This window comes from Bacillus sp. 105MF, assembly GCF_000374885.1.
Lineage (GTDB): Bacteria > Bacillota > Bacilli > Bacillales > Bacillaceae_G > Bacillus_A > Bacillus_A pseudomycoides.
In genome coordinates, this window is the sequence record NZ_KB895566.1 from 364465 (window position 1) to 382071 (window position 17607).

At 35.0% G+C, this 17607-nt stretch carries 21 protein-coding genes and 1 riboswitch; of the genes, 5 read left to right on the forward strand and 16 right to left on the reverse strand.

The genetic code is table 11. From position 1 onward, the window contains the following. Positions 1 to 4: 4 nt before the first annotated feature. Positions 5 to 238, reverse strand: coding sequence for a spore germination protein (locus tag C564_RS0104870; protein WP_003201384.1), 234 nt, complete (start codon positions 236 to 238; stop codon positions 5 to 7). A 181-nt stretch (positions 239 to 419) separates the two neighbouring features. Here C564_RS0104870 and C564_RS0104875 point away from each other — a divergent pair, with 181 nt between their 5' ends. Further along, the gene (locus tag C564_RS0104875; RefSeq protein ID WP_006096346.1) at positions 420 to 1448 is read left to right on the forward strand and encodes a YdcF family protein; all 1029 of its coding nucleotides are present in this window, start codon (positions 420 to 422) and stop codon (positions 1446 to 1448) included. A gap of 204 nt (positions 1449 to 1652) precedes the next feature. Here C564_RS0104875 and C564_RS0104880 read toward each other — a convergent pair whose 3' ends face one another. Next, positions 1653 to 2516, reverse strand: coding sequence for a LysR family transcriptional regulator (locus C564_RS0104880; RefSeq protein ID WP_006096345.1), 864 nt, complete (start codon positions 2514 to 2516; stop codon positions 1653 to 1655). Positions 2517 to 2615: 99 nt separating this feature from the next. Here C564_RS0104880 and C564_RS0104885 point away from each other — a divergent pair, with 99 nt between their 5' ends. Beyond that, complete coding sequence (locus C564_RS0104885; RefSeq protein WP_018764614.1) at positions 2616 to 3770, forward strand: MFS transporter; 1155 nt, start codon at positions 2616 to 2618, stop codon at positions 3768 to 3770. 189 nt (positions 3771 to 3959) lie between these two features. On the opposite strand, the gene C564_RS0104890 is transcribed toward C564_RS0104885, so the two are convergent. From C564_RS0104890 to C564_RS0104905, 4 genes are all read right to left on the reverse strand, one after another. After that, positions 3960 to 4769: a DUF4247 domain-containing protein gene (locus C564_RS0104890; protein ID WP_018764615.1), complete on the reverse strand. Its 810-nt coding sequence runs from the start codon at positions 4767 to 4769 to the stop codon at positions 3960 to 3962. 13 nt (positions 4770 to 4782) lie between these two features. Next, positions 4783 to 5289 (reverse strand): DUF4178 domain-containing protein, encoded by a 507-nt coding sequence (locus C564_RS0104895; RefSeq protein ID WP_003201369.1) that lies wholly within the window; start codon positions 5287 to 5289, stop codon positions 4783 to 4785. A 22-nt stretch (positions 5290 to 5311) separates the two neighbouring features. Continuing rightward, positions 5312 to 5716 carry a DUF350 domain-containing protein gene (locus C564_RS0104900; protein ID WP_003201367.1) on the reverse strand — a complete coding sequence of 135 codons (405 nt, stop codon included), beginning with the start codon at positions 5714 to 5716 and terminating at the stop codon, positions 5312 to 5314. Between the two features lie 168 nt (positions 5717 to 5884). Beyond that, the gene (locus C564_RS0104905; protein ID WP_018764616.1) at positions 5885 to 6550 is read right to left on the reverse strand and encodes a PspA/IM30 family protein; all 666 of its coding nucleotides are present in this window, start codon (positions 6548 to 6550) and stop codon (positions 5885 to 5887) included. 382 nt (positions 6551 to 6932) lie between these two features. Between C564_RS0104905 and C564_RS0104910 the strand changes: the two genes are divergently transcribed. After that, a complete protein-coding gene (locus tag C564_RS0104910) occupies positions 6933 to 7238 on the forward strand; it encodes a hypothetical protein (RefSeq protein ID WP_018764617.1) in 306 nt (101 codons plus the stop codon). Between the two features lie 259 nt (positions 7239 to 7497). Further along, the gene (locus C564_RS0104915) at positions 7498 to 8070 is read left to right on the forward strand and encodes a lipoprotein BA_5634 family protein (protein ID WP_018764618.1); all 573 of its coding nucleotides are present in this window, start codon (positions 7498 to 7500) and stop codon (positions 8068 to 8070) included. Positions 8071 to 8265: 195 nt separating this feature from the next. On the opposite strand, the gene C564_RS0104920 is transcribed toward C564_RS0104915, so the two are convergent. The 3 genes from C564_RS0104920 to C564_RS0104930 are packed head-to-tail and all read right to left on the reverse strand — an operon-like array spanning position 8266 to position 10662. Next, positions 8266 to 8433, reverse strand: a complete 168-nt coding sequence (locus C564_RS0104920; protein WP_003201403.1) for a FeoB-associated Cys-rich membrane protein — start codon at positions 8431 to 8433, stop codon at positions 8266 to 8268. 16 nt (positions 8434 to 8449) lie between these two features. Next, the gene (gene feoB / locus C564_RS0104925) at positions 8450 to 10438 is read right to left on the reverse strand and encodes a ferrous iron transport protein B (RefSeq protein ID WP_018764619.1); all 1989 of its coding nucleotides are present in this window, start codon (positions 10436 to 10438) and stop codon (positions 8450 to 8452) included. Further along, positions 10435 to 10662: a FeoA family protein gene (locus C564_RS0104930; RefSeq protein WP_003208854.1), complete on the reverse strand. Its 228-nt coding sequence runs from the start codon at positions 10660 to 10662 to the stop codon at positions 10435 to 10437. The genes feoB and C564_RS0104930 overlap by 4 nt, the downstream gene beginning before the upstream one ends. Before the next feature lie 360 nt (positions 10663 to 11022). Next, positions 11023 to 11124: riboswitch (TPP riboswitch) on the forward strand. A 94-nt stretch (positions 11125 to 11218) separates the two neighbouring features. Between C564_RS0104930 and thiT the strand changes: the two genes are divergently transcribed. Further along, a complete protein-coding gene (gene thiT, locus C564_RS0104935; protein WP_018764620.1) occupies positions 11219 to 11887 on the forward strand; it encodes an energy-coupled thiamine transporter ThiT in 669 nt (222 codons plus the stop codon). Positions 11888 to 12045: 158 nt separating this feature from the next. On the opposite strand, the gene C564_RS0104940 is transcribed toward thiT, so the two are convergent. The 7 genes from C564_RS0104940 to C564_RS0104970 form a co-directional block, all read right to left on the reverse strand. Then, positions 12046 to 13848 (reverse strand): sensor histidine kinase, encoded by a 1803-nt coding sequence (locus C564_RS0104940; protein ID WP_018764621.1) that lies wholly within the window; start codon positions 13846 to 13848, stop codon positions 12046 to 12048. Further along, positions 13845 to 14534 (reverse strand): response regulator transcription factor, encoded by a 690-nt coding sequence (locus tag C564_RS0104945; RefSeq protein WP_003201411.1) that lies wholly within the window; start codon positions 14532 to 14534, stop codon positions 13845 to 13847. The genes C564_RS0104940 and C564_RS0104945 overlap by 4 nt, the downstream gene beginning before the upstream one ends. Positions 14535 to 14587: 53 nt before the next feature. Further along, the gene (locus C564_RS0104950; protein WP_018764622.1) at positions 14588 to 15208 is read right to left on the reverse strand and encodes a class D sortase; all 621 of its coding nucleotides are present in this window, start codon (positions 15206 to 15208) and stop codon (positions 14588 to 14590) included. A 93-nt stretch (positions 15209 to 15301) separates the two neighbouring features. After that, positions 15302 to 15751: an LPXTG cell wall anchor domain-containing protein gene (locus C564_RS0104955; protein ID WP_018764623.1), complete on the reverse strand. Its 450-nt coding sequence runs from the start codon at positions 15749 to 15751 to the stop codon at positions 15302 to 15304. A gap of 224 nt (positions 15752 to 15975) precedes the next feature. After that, positions 15976 to 16554 (reverse strand): N-acetylmuramoyl-L-alanine amidase family protein, encoded by a 579-nt coding sequence (locus C564_RS0104960; protein WP_018764624.1) that lies wholly within the window; start codon positions 16552 to 16554, stop codon positions 15976 to 15978. 314 nt (positions 16555 to 16868) lie between these two features. Continuing rightward, positions 16869 to 17201, reverse strand: coding sequence for a hypothetical protein (locus tag C564_RS0104965; RefSeq protein ID WP_018764625.1), 333 nt, complete (start codon positions 17199 to 17201; stop codon positions 16869 to 16871). Positions 17202 to 17388: 187 nt separating this feature from the next. Further along, on the reverse strand, positions 17389 to 17601 hold the full coding sequence (locus C564_RS0104970; RefSeq protein WP_003201418.1) for a hypothetical protein: 213 nt from the start codon (positions 17599 to 17601) through the stop codon (positions 17389 to 17391). Positions 17602 to 17607 lie beyond the last annotated feature (6 nt).

The following is a 17607-nucleotide window of genomic DNA, read 5'->3' on the forward strand; positions in this document are numbered from 1 at the left end:
AGGCTTATAGCGTAAATTGTATCCCTTGATCATTCACATCGTTATCATACACATCTGTAGCACTAATTCCATTAAAAGCTCTCACACTAAATCCTACATTAGACGATCCAGAACCGTTATATGCTTTCGTTTGTTCGATTGGATGTACATTATATTTATCACCTAAATTAATTGAACCATTACAGTTTTCAATAACTACACCATCAATAACAGCAGGCATCGTATCACTCACCTTCATTATGTTATTTTCAGTTTATGAAAAGAGCCTAAAAAAATAGCATGTTTACAGTAAAAAAGAAAAAGATATTCTACAACAATGTTTATAATGAATTATTTTTCAACTACGTTATTTATGAAATGTAATATATAATAAATGAGAAAATTATTCATATAAAAAAATTGAGGTGTTTACAAAATTGATGTTTTTTGGAAGTATTACGCTTATTTTACTCGTTATTTTTCTATTCTTTTATTTAAGAGATCCTCGAAGTTTATTAATCGGATTTCTATTTAATTTATTCTTTTGTTCATCCCTTATCCTTTTCCTCTATTTAGGTTTCAGCTCGAATTATGCGATATTTAGATTTATTGCAATTATACCATTTATAATCATTTTCTTAATGCTAACCTTTGGCGTATTTGCTTTAATGATTGGACTATTTCTCAATGCGAGAATTTTAATGAGAAAAGAAGGACGTCGTTTATCTAACTGCTTAACTTTAATTGCTGGAATGGGTATGTTGCTTATTATGCTGTCCTTAATAGTTGATCCAACTCGATTTTTCTCTCCTCACTTCCAGCCCATTTTTACAGGAATATTTTTCATTATGGTCTATTTCTTTTTCCATATATCGACTTTCTTAACCGCTTATTTCCTGTATCAATTTAATAGACCAAGACGTAATCAAGATTTCATTATTGTTCTTGGCAGTGGGTTAATCAATGATAAAGTGCCACCACTTTTAGCAAGCCGAATTAATAAGGCGATTGATTTTTACCATAAGCAAGCAGCGGTCGCTTCTCCGCCTACAATCATTTTTTCTGGTGGACAAGGTCCAGATGAAAATCTTCCTGAAGCTGAGGCTATGCAAAAATACGCTATTGAAAAAGGCATTCCTATCGAACATACAGTGCAAGAAAATCGTTCCGTCAATACGTATCAAAACATGCTTTTCTCAAAACAAATTATGGATTCTTTAAAAGATAGGTATAAGAGCATCTTTACAACGAACAATTTTCATCTTTTCCGTGCTGGACTATATGCAAAGCAAGCTGGATTAAACAGCCAAGGAATCGGCTCAAAAACTGCTTTCTATTACTGGCCAAATGCGATGATTCGGGAGTACATTGCGATCGTCGTTATGAGTCGTAAGCGTCATACTAAGGTCGTAGGAGTTATTTTAGGATTCTCTGTTTTCTTATCAGCCCTTAGCTTTTTATTTAGTTAATTTATGTTGGAAAAGCCATCCTTATGAAAGGATGGCTTTTTTGAAACTGATATTTTTATTACACTGTGTCGAATGGTCAATATATTGTAAAAATCGCCGATATATGAATCGTTTCCATCGATATATCTTAAAAATCGCCGATATGTGGACATGTTATACTTTCATTTCGTTTCCTCTTCTAGCCTTTTTAATTTCCATACAGTCCTAGGAACTGATCGATAATTGATTACATGCTAAAAAAGCATCAATTATCGGTGAACTTTCTTTACATGCTAAATGAATATGACGATATTGTTTCTGTTTTAATTTTTTCATTTCAATGTTTTTATGTGATTTAAAAAACAGCTCAGGCCCCATTGTAATTCCAATATTTTGCGAGACCATATTCACAATCGTTTCGCAATTTAGTACTTCTAATATAATGTTTGGACTTACTTGATAATCAGCTAAATTTTTTATCACTAATGGCTGATACGGACCTTTTGGCATAATAAAATCCATTCCATCAATTTGCTGAACATCCACTACTTTTTGATTCATCAACGAATGATTTTTCGGTAACCCTAATACAATTTCATCTTTGCTAACTGGGATTGATTTTATTTGATTCTTTGTATTTGATTCTAATACAAATCCAATATCCACTGTACCATTCTCAATCCATTCTGCTACTTCTCCATATGTACCTTCAAATAATAAAACTTTAACACCTGAGTAACTCTTTTTAAGCTGCAATAACATAGACGGTAGTATTTGTGCCGCCGCACTCGTAAATGCCCCGATTTTGAGCGTACCTTCCAATCTCTTATTTTGTATAGACACTTCTTGTTTAATCGCCGCTTCGCTCTTTAGCACATTTTGAATATGCGGAAAAATACGATTTGCAAACTCAGTTCTTCTTATTTCAGCCTGCTTATTTCTGTGTAATAAAGGATGACCAAACTCTTTTTCTAAACTAGCAATAGCATGACTCACAGCTGATTGTGTCATGTTTAATTGCTCTGCCGCTCTAGTAAAATTTCCTAACTCTACTACCTTTTGAAAAATTTCATATCTAGCTATCGTCATGAGTTTTGTTCATACCTCCTATGTAAAATATGAATTTCACTAATTTCATTATACTCGTTACGATAAAAATAGAACACTTCATCAAAAGGAGGACTCACATTGAATAAGATTTTTTTATTAACATTTGGGATGTTCGCACTAGGAGTAGATGCTTATATAATGGCAGGAATCTTGCCTCAAATCGCCGATGATTTTCATGTTTCAATCGGGACTGCTGGGCAAACCGTAAGTATCTTCACAATCTGTTATGCCATTGCGGCACCTTTATTTGCTACATGTATGAGAAAGACGAATACAAAACATACATTATTAGCAGCATTATTCCTTTTCACAGTCTCTAACTTCCTGACTGCTGTGACTCATCATTTTATTATTCTATTAATTTCTAGAGGCCTAGCTGGCATAGGTGCTGGTCTTTATTCACCATTGGCGTCATCTGCTGCTGTTACATTAGTTTCTGAAAAAAGAAGGGGGAGAGCTTTAAGCACTGTTTTACTCGGAATGAGTGCTGGAACCGTAATTGGCGTTCCATTTGGTATATATATCGCTTCCATTTATGAATGGCGCATGGCGATGTGGTTTATCGTCACAATTGGGGCAATCGGGATATTTGCTCTCTTTACTAAATTCCCTATGATAGAATCTAGTCCTTTGCCAACATTAAAAGAACGGCTAAGTATGTTCAAAAACAAAAAAATCTCTCTTGTCATGCTTATTACAATGATATTAAGCTTTTGTAGTTTGGGCTTGTATACATACTTAGATTCCATCATTATTGCATACGGATTCCAAAAATCTATCCTATTTATTTGGATGTGGGGAATCGGCGGAATTGCCGGAAGTTTTATAATCGGGTTTATAATGGATTTTTATAAAAAGCCAAAGATCATATTACTGTACTTAATGGGAATCATGTTTTTCTCATTTATATGTATGGGAGTTTTCCACGAAACTGCGTTATTGTTAGCCATCTGTTTAATTCTTTGGGGAAGTACAGGGTGGGCGGCACTGGCCACCCTGCAAAAAACACTCTTAGAAATTAGTCCAGATCACGCTACCATTTCAATTGCCTTACTTAGCTCTATTAATTATTTTTCCGGTTCCATTGGGACAATGACAAACGGAATATTTTTAGAAAAAGGAATAGAACCTATCACTTTGCCTTATATAATAGCCAGTATATTACTTTTAGCCATAGGAGGACAAATCCTTTTTATCGATAAAAAAATTGTAAAAGTACGTAAATCTCACTAAATCATTATTTAAAACAATAAGCCTCTATCCGAAAGAATTCTCCTTCCTCAAGTGTGTGTAGGGCGATAGCCCGACGCTAGGTGGGAGTATTACTGCCTGCGAATAGCGGGATAAATAATTATATTTGTATCATAGTGCTCGAAAAAAAGCCCAAGAAGCATTTCCTTCACTTCTTGAGCTTTTTTATGTTTATCTTCTCTTCGTAATCTTCCCAGATCCGCCAACCCTTGTTTTAGGGGGAGACGTATTCTTCGGCGGGCTTTTAATCGAAGATTTCGGCTTCACATCTGAACCACTAGAACCGCCCGGTGATTTAATAATCTTTCCTTTATTCTCAGTAGACGGTGGTACAGTTTTCGTCTCTTTTTCTGTAATACTTCCTTTATCGCCTACGGATGTCTTTGGATCTACTTTATCACTTCTCTTAATAATAGAACCCTTACCTTGCTTTGTAATAGGCGGTGGTGTCTTCTTCTCTTCTTTTGTAGGCGGTCTTTCTGGAATAACCGGTTTATGATTTTTCCGATCTGTATATCCACGGTAATCGCCATGATACGATTTACGCGAATCAAATATATCGTCTAATATACTTGCTAAAATATAACCTTGTAAGAAAGATGGCTGATAATTTTGACGGACAAACTCTTTGTTACTTATCTCAATTAATGTATCCGATGGTTTCTCTTTGTCTTTCTGAATGTTGTATATTTTATCAGAATACACAAGGAACATCTGATTTTCATCTTCTTTAGACGCTTGTTTTGGTTCCTTTTCATCAATCAGCTCCTTTGCCACCTCTGGAACTGATCGATTGGCGGCCCTATACACATATGATTCTTGCTTGCCGTCTTTTGCAACTGATTCTAATGGGTAACGATCTTGAATCGATTTTTCATTTTGACACCCCGATAAAGCAAAACCAGCAATTACAAGTAATGTAACAATGGCAAAGATAGGGATTATGAATGATTTAATCATGGTAAACAATCGGTTTGACATGATTACCTCCCCCTTACGTTGCCCTTATAATTTGTACATCAGCAGAAAGAATCGATTCTCCCTCATACATCATTGTACGGCCATCTTGCCACTCAATGCGAAGTAGCTTCCGGTTGTCAGATTGGAACTCCCATACGTGTTGTTCATCAGATATTGCAAATGGCGTTTTCCCCATCACAACGGCACGTCCGTTATATTGCTCTTCCATATGATACTCGATATCATCCATTTCAATCGTTGTTGGAATCTCATTTATAGAATCTAAACGACCATCAATTGGTGCATATAGTTTATAATAGGTGCTTTCACGATTTTCAATTTTTAAATAGCGAATGGTCTTCCCGTCCTGCAATGTTAAAATAATTTCATTCCGAGAATGCATACTTGTTTTTCCAATCATTTCGTACATCACTAATGAAACTTCGATCATATCACCAGGCGTTAACGTTAATAGGCTTTTTTCTGGCTTAACGGGCTCCGGACTTTTCATTATATTTTTAATTCGTTTGAATAAACTCATAATCTATCCCCTCCTTTTCTCGTTATAGACAAGCTGCTAAAATGAGGGCCCCGACAACATGTAACGAACCAGCTAATAAAGCGTGTGCAACATTCCCTTGTTTCGTTCCCCCTTCTAAATCTAAACCAGCCACTTTTTTCAAAATGAGTTCGATAAACATTTCTACAACTAACAAAATAACGAATGAAACTGCCGATGCAAGCAGCGCTTGCCATAAATCATTTGCTTTCGTAATCGACTGTGACAAAATATATCCTTGCGCAAATAACTTCATAATAAAGCGCGTTGTCACAGCAATATTCCCTTTTTTAATTTCTGCCAAATCATTATATTTTGTAAAGATAGAATCAACCCACATAAGTACAAATAAAAGAACAGCGCTTGCTCCTGTCCATACAAGCATGGCTAACACATTCATCCATGTCATGGTGAAACCTCCTCTAGAGAATAATAGAAAACCGACATGATTGATTTTCATGACATGTCGGTTCCTTTATCTTCTATATATCCATTTTGATTTTCCAACACATAAACCGCGGCTATGCACGGGCGGATCCTCTCTCCAACCTAAAAAGAAAAGTTTTTCATTTTTATATTATTTCTCATACTGTTTCATAATACGTGCTAGTTCATCATCCACAGCTGAGTTTTTATTTAAAGCCGCAAATTCATCATCTAACGACTTTTCTTTTTTATAAATTTCACCGCTTGCTTCTGCTTCAGCCTCTAATTGAAGAGCTTTTTCTTCCATACGGCTTAAACCAGCTTTTGCTGTATTTGCATCAAATCCAGACATTGCTTGATTAATACTCTTTTGTGCTTTCGCTGCGTTCACACGCGCCACAAGTGTTTCACGTTTATTTCTCAGTTCAGTTAATTGTTTGCGCATTTCTTCCAATTTCGCACGAAGATTATCAGCTGCTGCTTTATTTTGCTCATAGCTCGCTTTGTATTCATTCATCTTTTGCTCTGCATTTTGTTTTTCTTCTAAAGCACGGCGCGCAAGATCAATATTATTTGCTTGAACAGCCATATGTGCTTGTTCTTCACGTTTCTTTACAAGTGCTTCTTGTTCTTCAAACAATAATTTAAACTTTTTCTCAAGCGCAATTTGAGCTGCTACACTCTTCTCAGCTTCTTGTACATCCTCTTGCATATCGCGTAAATATTGATCCGTCATCTTAACTGGATCTTCTGCCTTTTCAATTAATGCATACACATTTGACATCGTTAAATCTCTTAATCGTTTAAAAACAGACATTTAAACTCCTCCTATAAACTGCTTCATATTTCAAATTCAATACCTGGAAAACTAAAAATTCTTCCTCTACAGTAAGAATATTCATTTTTAAAGCCTATGTGTACATTATATCAAAACTAAGATGTCCTTACATGTTATTTCTTGAATATGCAAACTATAATATGACATTCCCTTCTCAACATTGACCTCATGTCAAATCCTTTGATATCCTCAAAATCAATTATTCAAACCACTATAAATAAAGAAGTCAGAACAAAAAGGCACATCTGATTGATATACAATCAATTCGAAGCAATTCCCAGCACCCTGAGGACTATCCAAAATAATAATGACTCATACTAAAAATAGATATAGATGCTTAGATGAAATGAGTGATATGTATATGCCGATGGAACAAGAGGTTAGAGAGTATTTAGTTACAGGTTCCTATCTTGTAGTTATTGTTTCTTTAATACTTCTAATATATTGGTTCATTAAGTACAAAGAAAAAAATATCATCTGGTTTATTGCACACTTCTTAACCCTTTCTTTAAGTTTATTCCTCCTGATAACCCTCCTAATTGGACCTAACTTTTCTAACTACAATATGGCATCAGAAGAAAATTCACTTCAATTAGCCTTATCAGGAATCACTTGGGTAGTAAGTATTCTTTTCCTGTTAAAAGGAATTTCGGAGTTTATTAAATAAAACGTTCGTAATACAAATTACATCTAATCAAAAAAGGTTATGTGCTGTTTTTAGCTGCCATTTCTCACATTTTTAACTCTTTTCACTAAATTACATCATTGTAATGTTACTGTAAGCTAACTCGATAGGTAGAAGGGCGTTATTCTTATAAAATGAAGTCAGAAGTCGAGGTTAAGACAAAAAACACTTTTGCTTCTCTAAATTTTAAAAACAATACATTTGTATTTACTATTACGTATATAAAAAGGAGACAGGAAAAATGAAAAAATTAGTAGGAATCGGGTTAGCAGCGGCCATTTCATTCGGAGCATTATCAGGTTGTTCTTTACTTGGAGAAAAAGCAAATGGCTTAGTATTATACGGAACAGAACAACAAGTTCAACAAATAGCAGATAAGAACAAAACAGAGGTAAAAGAAAAAGATGTATATAAAATGAAGCTTGCAACATTAGAAGGTAAGAAAGTGCTTGTAATGGATAAGAAAACTGGTGAAGAACTAGTGAAAAAAGAGCTACTCAAGAAAGTAGAAAACGAAGATACAAAAGCAATCAATAAATTACCAGCTGTAACAGCTGACCAAGGTATATTATTTGCGAAAGAAAAAGTAGGGAATGCTACAATTGATGGAGCTAAATTAAAATACGAAGGTAACACAATTATCGGTGATGGTCGTCGATATGTGGATATGTTTGCAATCGTTGATGATGCCGCATATGGTACTGTGAAGGGCGAAGAAAAATCTGTAGGTGTACTAAAATTTGATAAGGACCCAAGCAAAGAATTACCTAAAAAAAATGAGTTAGACGCATCACAACTTGTGAAAATTAAATAGCAAGTCATAAAGTGAAACTTTAATCAGTGGGGGTTTTCTCCATCCCCCACTGATTATTAGCCCTTACCAATCGGGCTTTTACGGACAGTTCATCTCCCATCTAACTTCTTTGCTTTCGCTGAATTTTGAGGTGGAAGTGTTACTGTCCGTTAATGCGGGATAAAAAAAGCTTTGCGAAATCCGCAAAGCTTTTTTCTACTTATTAACGACTTGCTCCATATCAGGACTACAACTATTTGACTGACATGATTTATTTAAGGAACATGCTGCGCATTTCCCTTTTTTACTTCTCTTCACAAAATTGAATAATGTATATCCTGCATAACCAAAAATGATAGCTCCAATTACAATATTGACCATCATTATGATACATCTCCTTCTAGAATCCGAGTAAGGATCCGACTTGGTATATAACGAACGTTAATACGTAAGCCACTATAAGTGGATAAACAACAGAGAAAATTGTCCACTTGACAGATCCTGTTTCACGACGAATAACAGCTACTGTCGCCAAACATGGAACATATAATAAAATGAAGAACATAAACGCATATGCTGATAATGCAGTATAGTGCGCTCCCATTACATTTCCTAATACATCTTCTTTCACCGCATAAATAATGGCCATTGTAGAAACAACAACTTCTTTTGCTAAAAATCCTGTTAATAATGATGCCGCTGCTTGCCACGTTCCAAAACCGAGCGGTACTAAAATTGGTGCCACGAACCCACCAATCATTGCTAAGAAACTATCTCCCATATCTACGCCAAATCCAGATGGACCAGCATAGTTGAGTAACCAGATAACAACAGATCCACCAAAGATAAATGTACCAGCTTTACGTACGAAACCCTTTCCTTTTTCCCACGTACTAAGCCACAATGTTTTTGCTTGTGGTACACGATAAGGCGGAAGCTCAATAACGAAAATAGATTTTTCTTCTTTTAAAACAGTAAGAGACATTACTTTTGTAACGAGTAAAGCAAGTACAATACCTGCAATGTATAAAGAGAACACAACAGTCGCTTGACTATTCGGGAAAAAGACTCCCGCAAATAATGCATATACAGGTAAACGCGCTGAACAAGACATAAATGGTGTTACTAAAACGGTAAGTAATCTTTCTTTTTCCTGCTCAATCGTTCTCGCTGCCATAATCCCAGGAACGTTACAACCAAAACCGATAATCATAGGAATAAATGCTTTTCCGTTTAAACCAAAGAATTCCATAATACGGTCCATTACAACTGCAATGCGAGCCATATACCCTGAGTCTTCTAATAACGAAATAAAGAAGAACAATGCAAAAATTTGTGGAACGAATACTAATACCGCACCAACGCCGGCAATAATCCCCTCTGTAACGAGCGCTTGAATAAACTCAGAGGCACCAATGTTTGTTAAACCTGCCGTTACCCAATCCGTAAACTGCCCACCAAGAAATTCATCAAGCATATCTGATAAAGGCGTACCGATCCACGTAAACGTAACCTGAAAAATAAAAAACATAACTGCTAAAAAGATTGGAAGTCCTAAAATTTTATGTGTAATTAACTTATCAATTTTTTCTGAAAAGGGAATCTTTCCTTCCTTTTCATGCTGAATGACATTTGTTTTTAACTTTTCAATATACGCTGCACGTGTCCGGTAAATATGCTGTTCTAGCGTACTATCAAGTTTCGCTTCTAATTTAGAACGAGTTGCTACAAGCTTTTCATAAACAGGCAATCTTTTAACTTCTTGTTCTACTACTTCGTTATTACTTAAAAATTGAAGTGTAAGCCATCTAGGATGTTCATAATTTGCTTGAGTTAAAAGATCCATGATTTCTTCAATACCTGCATCTACTTCTTTACCATAAGAAAGAATGAAAGACTTTTTCTCTTTCTTCTCGTTCTCATGAAGAGTAGCCAGTAATTCTTCACAGCCTTTACCACTTCTCGCAACAACAGGAACGACCGTTACTCCTAATATTTCTGACAATCTGTTCGCATTAATAACAATTCCGCGTTGCTTCGCAACATCAATCATATTTAAACCGATAGAAACTGGTTTACCAAACTCTAGTAGTTGCAATGTTAAATGCATATTGCGCTCAAATTGAGAAGAGTCAACAATATTTAGCATATGATGAAATTCTTCTGTTAGTAGAAACTTTGTAACGACACCTTCATCACGAGAAACAGGATTTAAATCATATATACCTGGTAAATCAATTAATGTCCCTTGCTTCCCCTTTAACTTACCAACCTTCTTTTCTACTGTTACTCCGCTCCAGTTTCCTACATATTCATAAGAACCCGTCAGCGCATTAAATAATGATGTTTTCCCTGTATTCGGGTTCCCTAGCAATGCCACCTTATTCACGCTAATTCCACCTTTATCATTTTCGCGTCACAATGACGAATACTAATTAATTGTCCACGGCACTCTAATGTACATGGCCCTTTAAACATCGCTTTTTGTTTCATACGAAGTTCACTTCCTTCTGAAAGACCAAAAGCAGCTAATCTCCGCTTTAATAATTTATCTAACGTTTGTAAATTTTTAACTAATACTTTTTCACCTATTTTAATATCAACTAAGCTCATAATCTTCCCCCTCGAAAGAGAATGATAATTATTTTCAAGGAAATTATATCACATTCTATGAATCAAGTACTATATATTTTTTCTTCCTATTTATTAACATTTCGGGAGAATTATATATATCCATGTTGATTTGCTGGCATATAAGTCGCTGCTATGAAAATAAAAGGAGATCTCCACTCGTTTTCTCCTTTTGCTTTCACTTGGCGTGGAGCAGGAAGAGAGTCTGACCGCTTCTATCCATGGCCGAATCCTCTCTTCCACCTAGAAAGAAGGTTTTTATGCCGTTTCAATTTGTATTTATATATTCATTTGCCATTCTCATCCATTTCAATTACAATAAACCTAACAAATAAAGAATCTCGTTATCACAGGGGGAGCTTTGCTGCTGAGAGGGAACACTTCGTTCCGACCCTTAGAACCTGTTAGTTAATGCTAACGTAGGAATTGTGCAAACGTTGAACTTGAAATACCTCATTCTTTTTCTACTTACGTATTTCATATCTCCCTATGATAAGTATTCTTTTTTGTGCAACTTGGATTTAGGGGGATTAACAACATGCGTAACACCAATTTACAAGCGATGATTGAATCTGCAATCCTTGCAGCCTTCGCCTTGATTATCGACATTTTACCACTATCAATTAAACTTCCAACAGGCGGTTCTGTTTCATTTGCAATGATTCCTATTTTTATTATCGCTTACCGCTGGGGCTTTAAAACTGCTTTCTTAGGAGGACTCATTTGGGGTCTACTACAAATTGTAGTCGGCGATGCTTACATTTTAACGCCAGTTCAAGCGTTTATTGAGTACTTCGTTGCATTTGCTTTTATCGGTTTTGCTGGTTTATTCTATCGTCCAATTCAAAAGGCACTTGCGAACAACCAACATACATCTAACGTACAATCCGACATTGGTAGCCGCAAAGATAAACCCTCATCAAAAAGCGGGCAAGGGAAAAAGGCGCTTTTTTATATTATCCTTGCTACATTTGTTGGTAGCTTTGCCCGTTATTTCTGTCACTTTATTGCTGGTGTTATCTTCTTTGGGAAGTACGCACCACCAGGACAGTCAGCTGTTCTTTATTCATTGATCGTGAATGGTAGTACAATGCTTGGTTCATTTGCATTATGCACAGTATTACTACTACTCCTGTTTTCAACTTCACCACGCTTATTTAAAAGTATTGGTGCGCATAATATGAATTTTAAAAATAAGAGTGCCTAAATGGCAGTCTTATTTTTTATCATTTTAACCGAGAAGACCCCCTCCTCTAAACGAAGTGAAGGTGGGGGTCTTACTGCCCGTTAATACGGGATAAAAACCAAAAGGCCTTTCTCTACTGAGAAAGACCTTTTTCATTCTGTGTATTTAGACAAACCCTACTACACTTTTTTATTTAAATAGAAGTAAAACAACACACCATCTGCTGTATTATTTACACCATACTCTACGCCATGAAGTTCCAAAATATTTTTGGAAATAGCAAGTCCGAGTCCCGTTCCACCGTTTGAACGTTGACGAGCTGTATCTATACGGTAAAAACGGTCCCATATTTTATCTAATTGTTCTTCTTCAATATGAGTGCCTTTATTTTCTATACAAATCTTTATTTGATTTAGCTCATCTATTGTAGAAATAATAATATCCTCTTTTTCAGGTGTATAACGGATTGCATTCGTAATGAAATTGACAATTACTTGCTCAATGCGATGTTGATTTGCAACAACTTGAGCTGGAGATATGTGTTTGTGAATATGAAATTGTTTCTTCTCTATTTCTAATGATAGTTGTCCACATATATGCTCAATGACCTCATCAATATGAAAAGTATCCATCTGCATTTTATACGTGCCAGATTCAAATTTAGCTAACTCCAACATGTCCAAAATTAACATATCCATCTTATCCACTTCTTTTTCCATTGCCTGAAAATAATATTCTTTCTTATGTTCGGCTACCCCATCTTTTAGAATCGAAATACAGCTTTTCATAATACTTAGCGGTGTTTTTAATTCATGTGAGACACCTGAAATAAATTCTTTTCTCGTATTTTCTAGCTTTCTTTCTTTTTCAATATCTTGTTCTAATTGTTCAATATGTGTGTGCAATGTATTTGATAATATATTAATGTTGTTAGATAAATCGCCAATCTCATCTTTTGAAGTAATTGGGATTCTTTCCGAAAAATCTAAATGTGCAATTTTTTTCGTTGTATCATTAATTCGTAATAGCGGTTTTGCAATTTGTTTTGAGTAATAAAAAGATGCCAACAAGGTAAGTACTAGCACAAATGCAATAATATATACATAATAATCCTTTACCATTTGTACTGCTTCATCTACAGGCTGCAAGGACGCCATCGCGAATATATATGTTAAAGAGCCATCCTTTTCTTTTATCGGTTTGATTAATAATTTATATTTTATATCATTTTTTTCATAGTCAATTATTCTTAAGGCATCATTGTTATCTTTATTTTCATTTAACAGTAAGTCCGCTTGAAATTCTTTTATACTCTCCAAGAACAAAGTGTTTTTATAAAGTGGATTCACTATCCCTTTACTATCAGGTAGTTGCACTTTTGTAACGGTTCCCCCAAAACCAGTACTAGGAACTTGAGCAGCACTTTTCTTTTCCTCTTTCACCTTAGGAGCTATTTCATTTATTTTCTTATCTAATGGCTTGTTGGACCAATTTATACTACCCTTACTTAAATTTAATACAGCAGGAACAAATGTAGAATCTCTAACCATTCCATAAACTGAAATTTGCACCCCTGAAAAATACGGCATTTTTTCATTTTCAACCTCTTCTATCCCCATAAGATAATAGAGAGGGATTGTAAGGTTTGTTTTTCCAAGTTCCTTCTGCGATAGCCGATCCAGCTTTACTTCTAAATAAAAATCAGTCGCATGTTTTAAATTCCCATCACTATCTAATGCTGTAATCCATGTATTATTTTCTCTATAAAAATCTTGTTCCAGTTTCTGAATTGCTTCTGTGTTACCATCACTATTCAAATACTCTCTCTCAAAGGAGCTTATATTTGTTTGAATATCACTAACTTTTCTGTTGGCATAATATTGTTTAAAAAATATCGTTTGTCCAATAAAAATCGTCGCTAAAATCAACATGCATAGTGCTGTTGTAAGAATAAATAATTTGAGTACAATCCCTTTGCTCATACATTCCCCTCAAATTTATACCCCATCCGAACAACAGTCGTAATGTACTTTGCTTTATCTCCTAATTTATTTCGTAAATTACGGATATGACTATTCACTGTCCGGTCATCACCAGCAAATTCATATCCCCAAATTCTTGAAATCAATTGCTCTCTTGTCAAAACAATCCCTTGATTCTGCATAAAATAGGTCAATATCTCAAACTCTGTATGTGTTAAATTAATGTCCACTCCCTCTATCGTAACGATACGTGATGGGAAATGAACACAAATTCCATGAATAGATAGCGTATCATCTTCATTACTTGGAGATTTACTTGTAAGTATTCGACTTTCAAGTAATCGCTTTGCCCTCGCTAGTAAAATAGGCGGACTATATGGCTTCGTTACATAATCATCCGCTCCTAACTCAAATCCAAGTAACGTATCATCTTCATCCACACGTGCCGTGAGCATAATAATCGGCACTTGAGACGTTTTACGGATTCTTCGGCAAACAGACCAACCATCCAATTCCGGTAACATGATATCAAGAATAACTAAATGAACCTCTTCTTCTTCAAACAAGGATAAAGCTTCTTTCCCATCTCTTGCCTCAAGTACTTTATATTGTTCATTTAGAAAATAATCTTTCAATATTTCGCGTAAAATATCTTCATCCTCAACAATTAAAATTGTTTTTGTCATATTCCCTTCCCCCTTCTCTCATTCTAAATAGCTAAAGACAGAGTACTATACTCTCATTTTGAATCAGTAGCAATCAATTTCGCTTCAATAATATATCGATCTGGTGCATCACCTATATAATCAAATGGATAGCACGTCGTCAGCGTTAATGTTGGTTCTTCTTTCTTTACTATGACTGTGCGATCATCCGCATGTGTAATCCACATTTTTTGAATTTCATAAGTATAAATCTTATTATCGTATTCCACAATGAGGTTATCTTTTTCTTTAAGCTCTCCTAGCTCTGTAAATACAGTATCGCGATGTCCACTCAGTACAGTGTGTCCTCCTTCAGATGGAGCTGTTGTCATATCACTAACAAACATACCTACCCCTTTTTTCAATGTGGTATCACTTGCCCCCCAATATATAGAGAACTTCTTCTTTATTTTTGGGATATTTAACATCGCTACTTTCTCTCCTTCTTTATATTGCATTTGAGAAGAAGGTACTTGAGAATTCACAGATGTTTCAGTGGAATGCCCTTTTAATTCTATTTTTTCAAAATGCTTTATCTCTTCTGTCGTTAAATCTTGTGCGGAACTTTTTCCTTTATACCATTCAAAAAAATAATACGTCCCCATAAGAATACCGACTATCATGAAAGCAAGTCCAATACGATTTATAAGTCTCACTTTAATCCCTCCATGCAAAAAATGGTAGGGATATCCTACCATTTTTAATATATGAAATTATCCCATTCTTTATAGACTAATTTATATTTTGTTTTACGCTTTAATTTTACGGCGCGTAAATCCAAACAATGATCCTAATGCTACAAGGCACGCGCTTAACGTCATCATTGTTATGCTATTTGATGCTGTATTTGGTAGTTTTTCACCTTTTGTAGCTTGCACTGCTGCTTCTTTTTTCATCTTATCTTGTTTTTGTTGCTCTTGCACTACCGCTTCTTTTTTCATTTGATCTTGTTTTTGTTGCTCTTGCACTGCCGCTTCTTTTTTCATCTTATCTTGTTTTTGTTGCTCTTGCACTACCGCTTCTTTTTTCATCTTATCTTGTTTTTGTTGTTCCTGCATTGCTGCTTCTTTTTTCGTTGTATCTTGCTGTACTTGTGCTACTTCTTCCTTTGTCATTGTCCCAGTAGACGCACTTGCTACCGAAGAATATCCTACTGATAAAAGTGCCATCGCACAGATTGGTAAAAGTTTCTTTTTCATTTTATATCTCTCCTTAGTATACTTTTTTCACATCGCATCGGATGTATTTATAGAATATATCTGTTATGTAAATATGAGATGCAGATGAAATGGATTTTTCTTAAAGATTCAATTACCTTCAAGAAAACAAAATTCCCTATGCACACCTCTCTATTTACGGAATAAAAAGAGGCTGCCGAAAGTAGCTAATTCAACTACTTTCGACAGCCTCTTTTTTTAAATATCTAGAGCATAACACCGTTATCTTTAAATGAATACCAAGTACCATTAATTAAGTGTTTGCCTGTTGCCATTGCACCGTCAGATTTTAAATAATACCAGTTCCCAGATTCTTGCAACCAACCTGTTTTCATCGTACCATTCGGATTCATATAATACCAACCTGTATCATTTCTTACCCATCCAGTTGCCATTAATCCACGATGAATATAATACCACTTATTCCCTTCTTTTACCCAACCTGTTTTGAATGATCCATCTTGGTTTGCATATAACCAGCGATTTCCACCATCATGTATCCAACCAGTCTGCATAACACCATCATTACCTAAATAATAATCTCTTCCATTTACCCTAACATAATCTTTTTGCACCATGATTCCATCTATAAAGTAATACCAATTTCCGTTATAACTTAACCATCCTTCATGAGCTTTTCCATCTTTATCAAAGTAATACCATGAATCTCCAGCTTTTACCCATCTCATTTTTTGTATAGCTTGTTCTTCTTTCGGGACAGCCTGATTCACATTTCCACTTGTTTCTGCATGAGAAACGGCAGGTACTAAAAACATTACAGACATTAAAACTAGCAAAATAATTTTTTCATTTTTCCCAGTCTCCCAAATAATAAATTATTTTTTAGTTTCTATACCCTACAAGTAAATTATATTACTAATTATAGGTGTAAACAACACTTTTGTAATATAATTGTAATATTTTTATCACTTTTGTTACTTTTATATTTTTATAGTAACAATTTACCGTTACATTCTTACAATTAGTATAGATATTTCTCTTTCACTAAATTCCTTTTTATCCCGCATGAATGGAAATTCATGCGGGATAAAAAAGCATTGTAGAGGGAATCTACAATGCTTTTTCTGTGTCTCAGTGTCTAATTGTTACTTTCGCGTGAATTTAGAATAAAAGGGGCTGGAGTGATAACTAATTGTCTCGGCTCAGTTTTCTTTAAGTGATTTTTGACGTTACACTTACGACGTTGGAAGGCCCATGCCTCTATCGGGTTTGTGAGAATGATCCTTTGCTCTTCATTAGGGGTCTCTTCTTCAAACTTACAACTTTCGCTCCATTTACACCACTTCATTGTAAACTGTGAAGAAGAATGATCGTTTTCCCGATCAAACAAGTGCAAAAGGCACATCTCTTCATCTAGTACCATCTTATTACTAGTTGATAACAAAGCAAGGGTCGTCCAACGTTTCTCCATTCCCTCCTACTCCTTTTCACATATAGTGCCTAAAGCTTATTTTACCTAAAATGTGCTTGCCTTTTACCTTACATCTATAAGTTTATCCAAAAGACGACTACTCAACTATCGATTTTTCTTACAAATCACCTTACATTTTTGTAAGAAATGAAAAAACCCTTCATCTAAACGAATGGAGGGTTTTTAATCATTTTTCATCTATATATTTTTTCATATCATCTAATCCAGCTTCATACAGTTGCAACATCATTCCATGAGAAATTGCTCCAAGAACTAAAGTCATCCCAATGAGTGAAATGCGAATAGCAGGAACATCAATTAAGTAAGCCAACATACCAAGAACAATTGTTAAAAGTGATGCTTTTATAAATGTAACACTTGTGTACTGTTTCTTTTTCATGGTTAT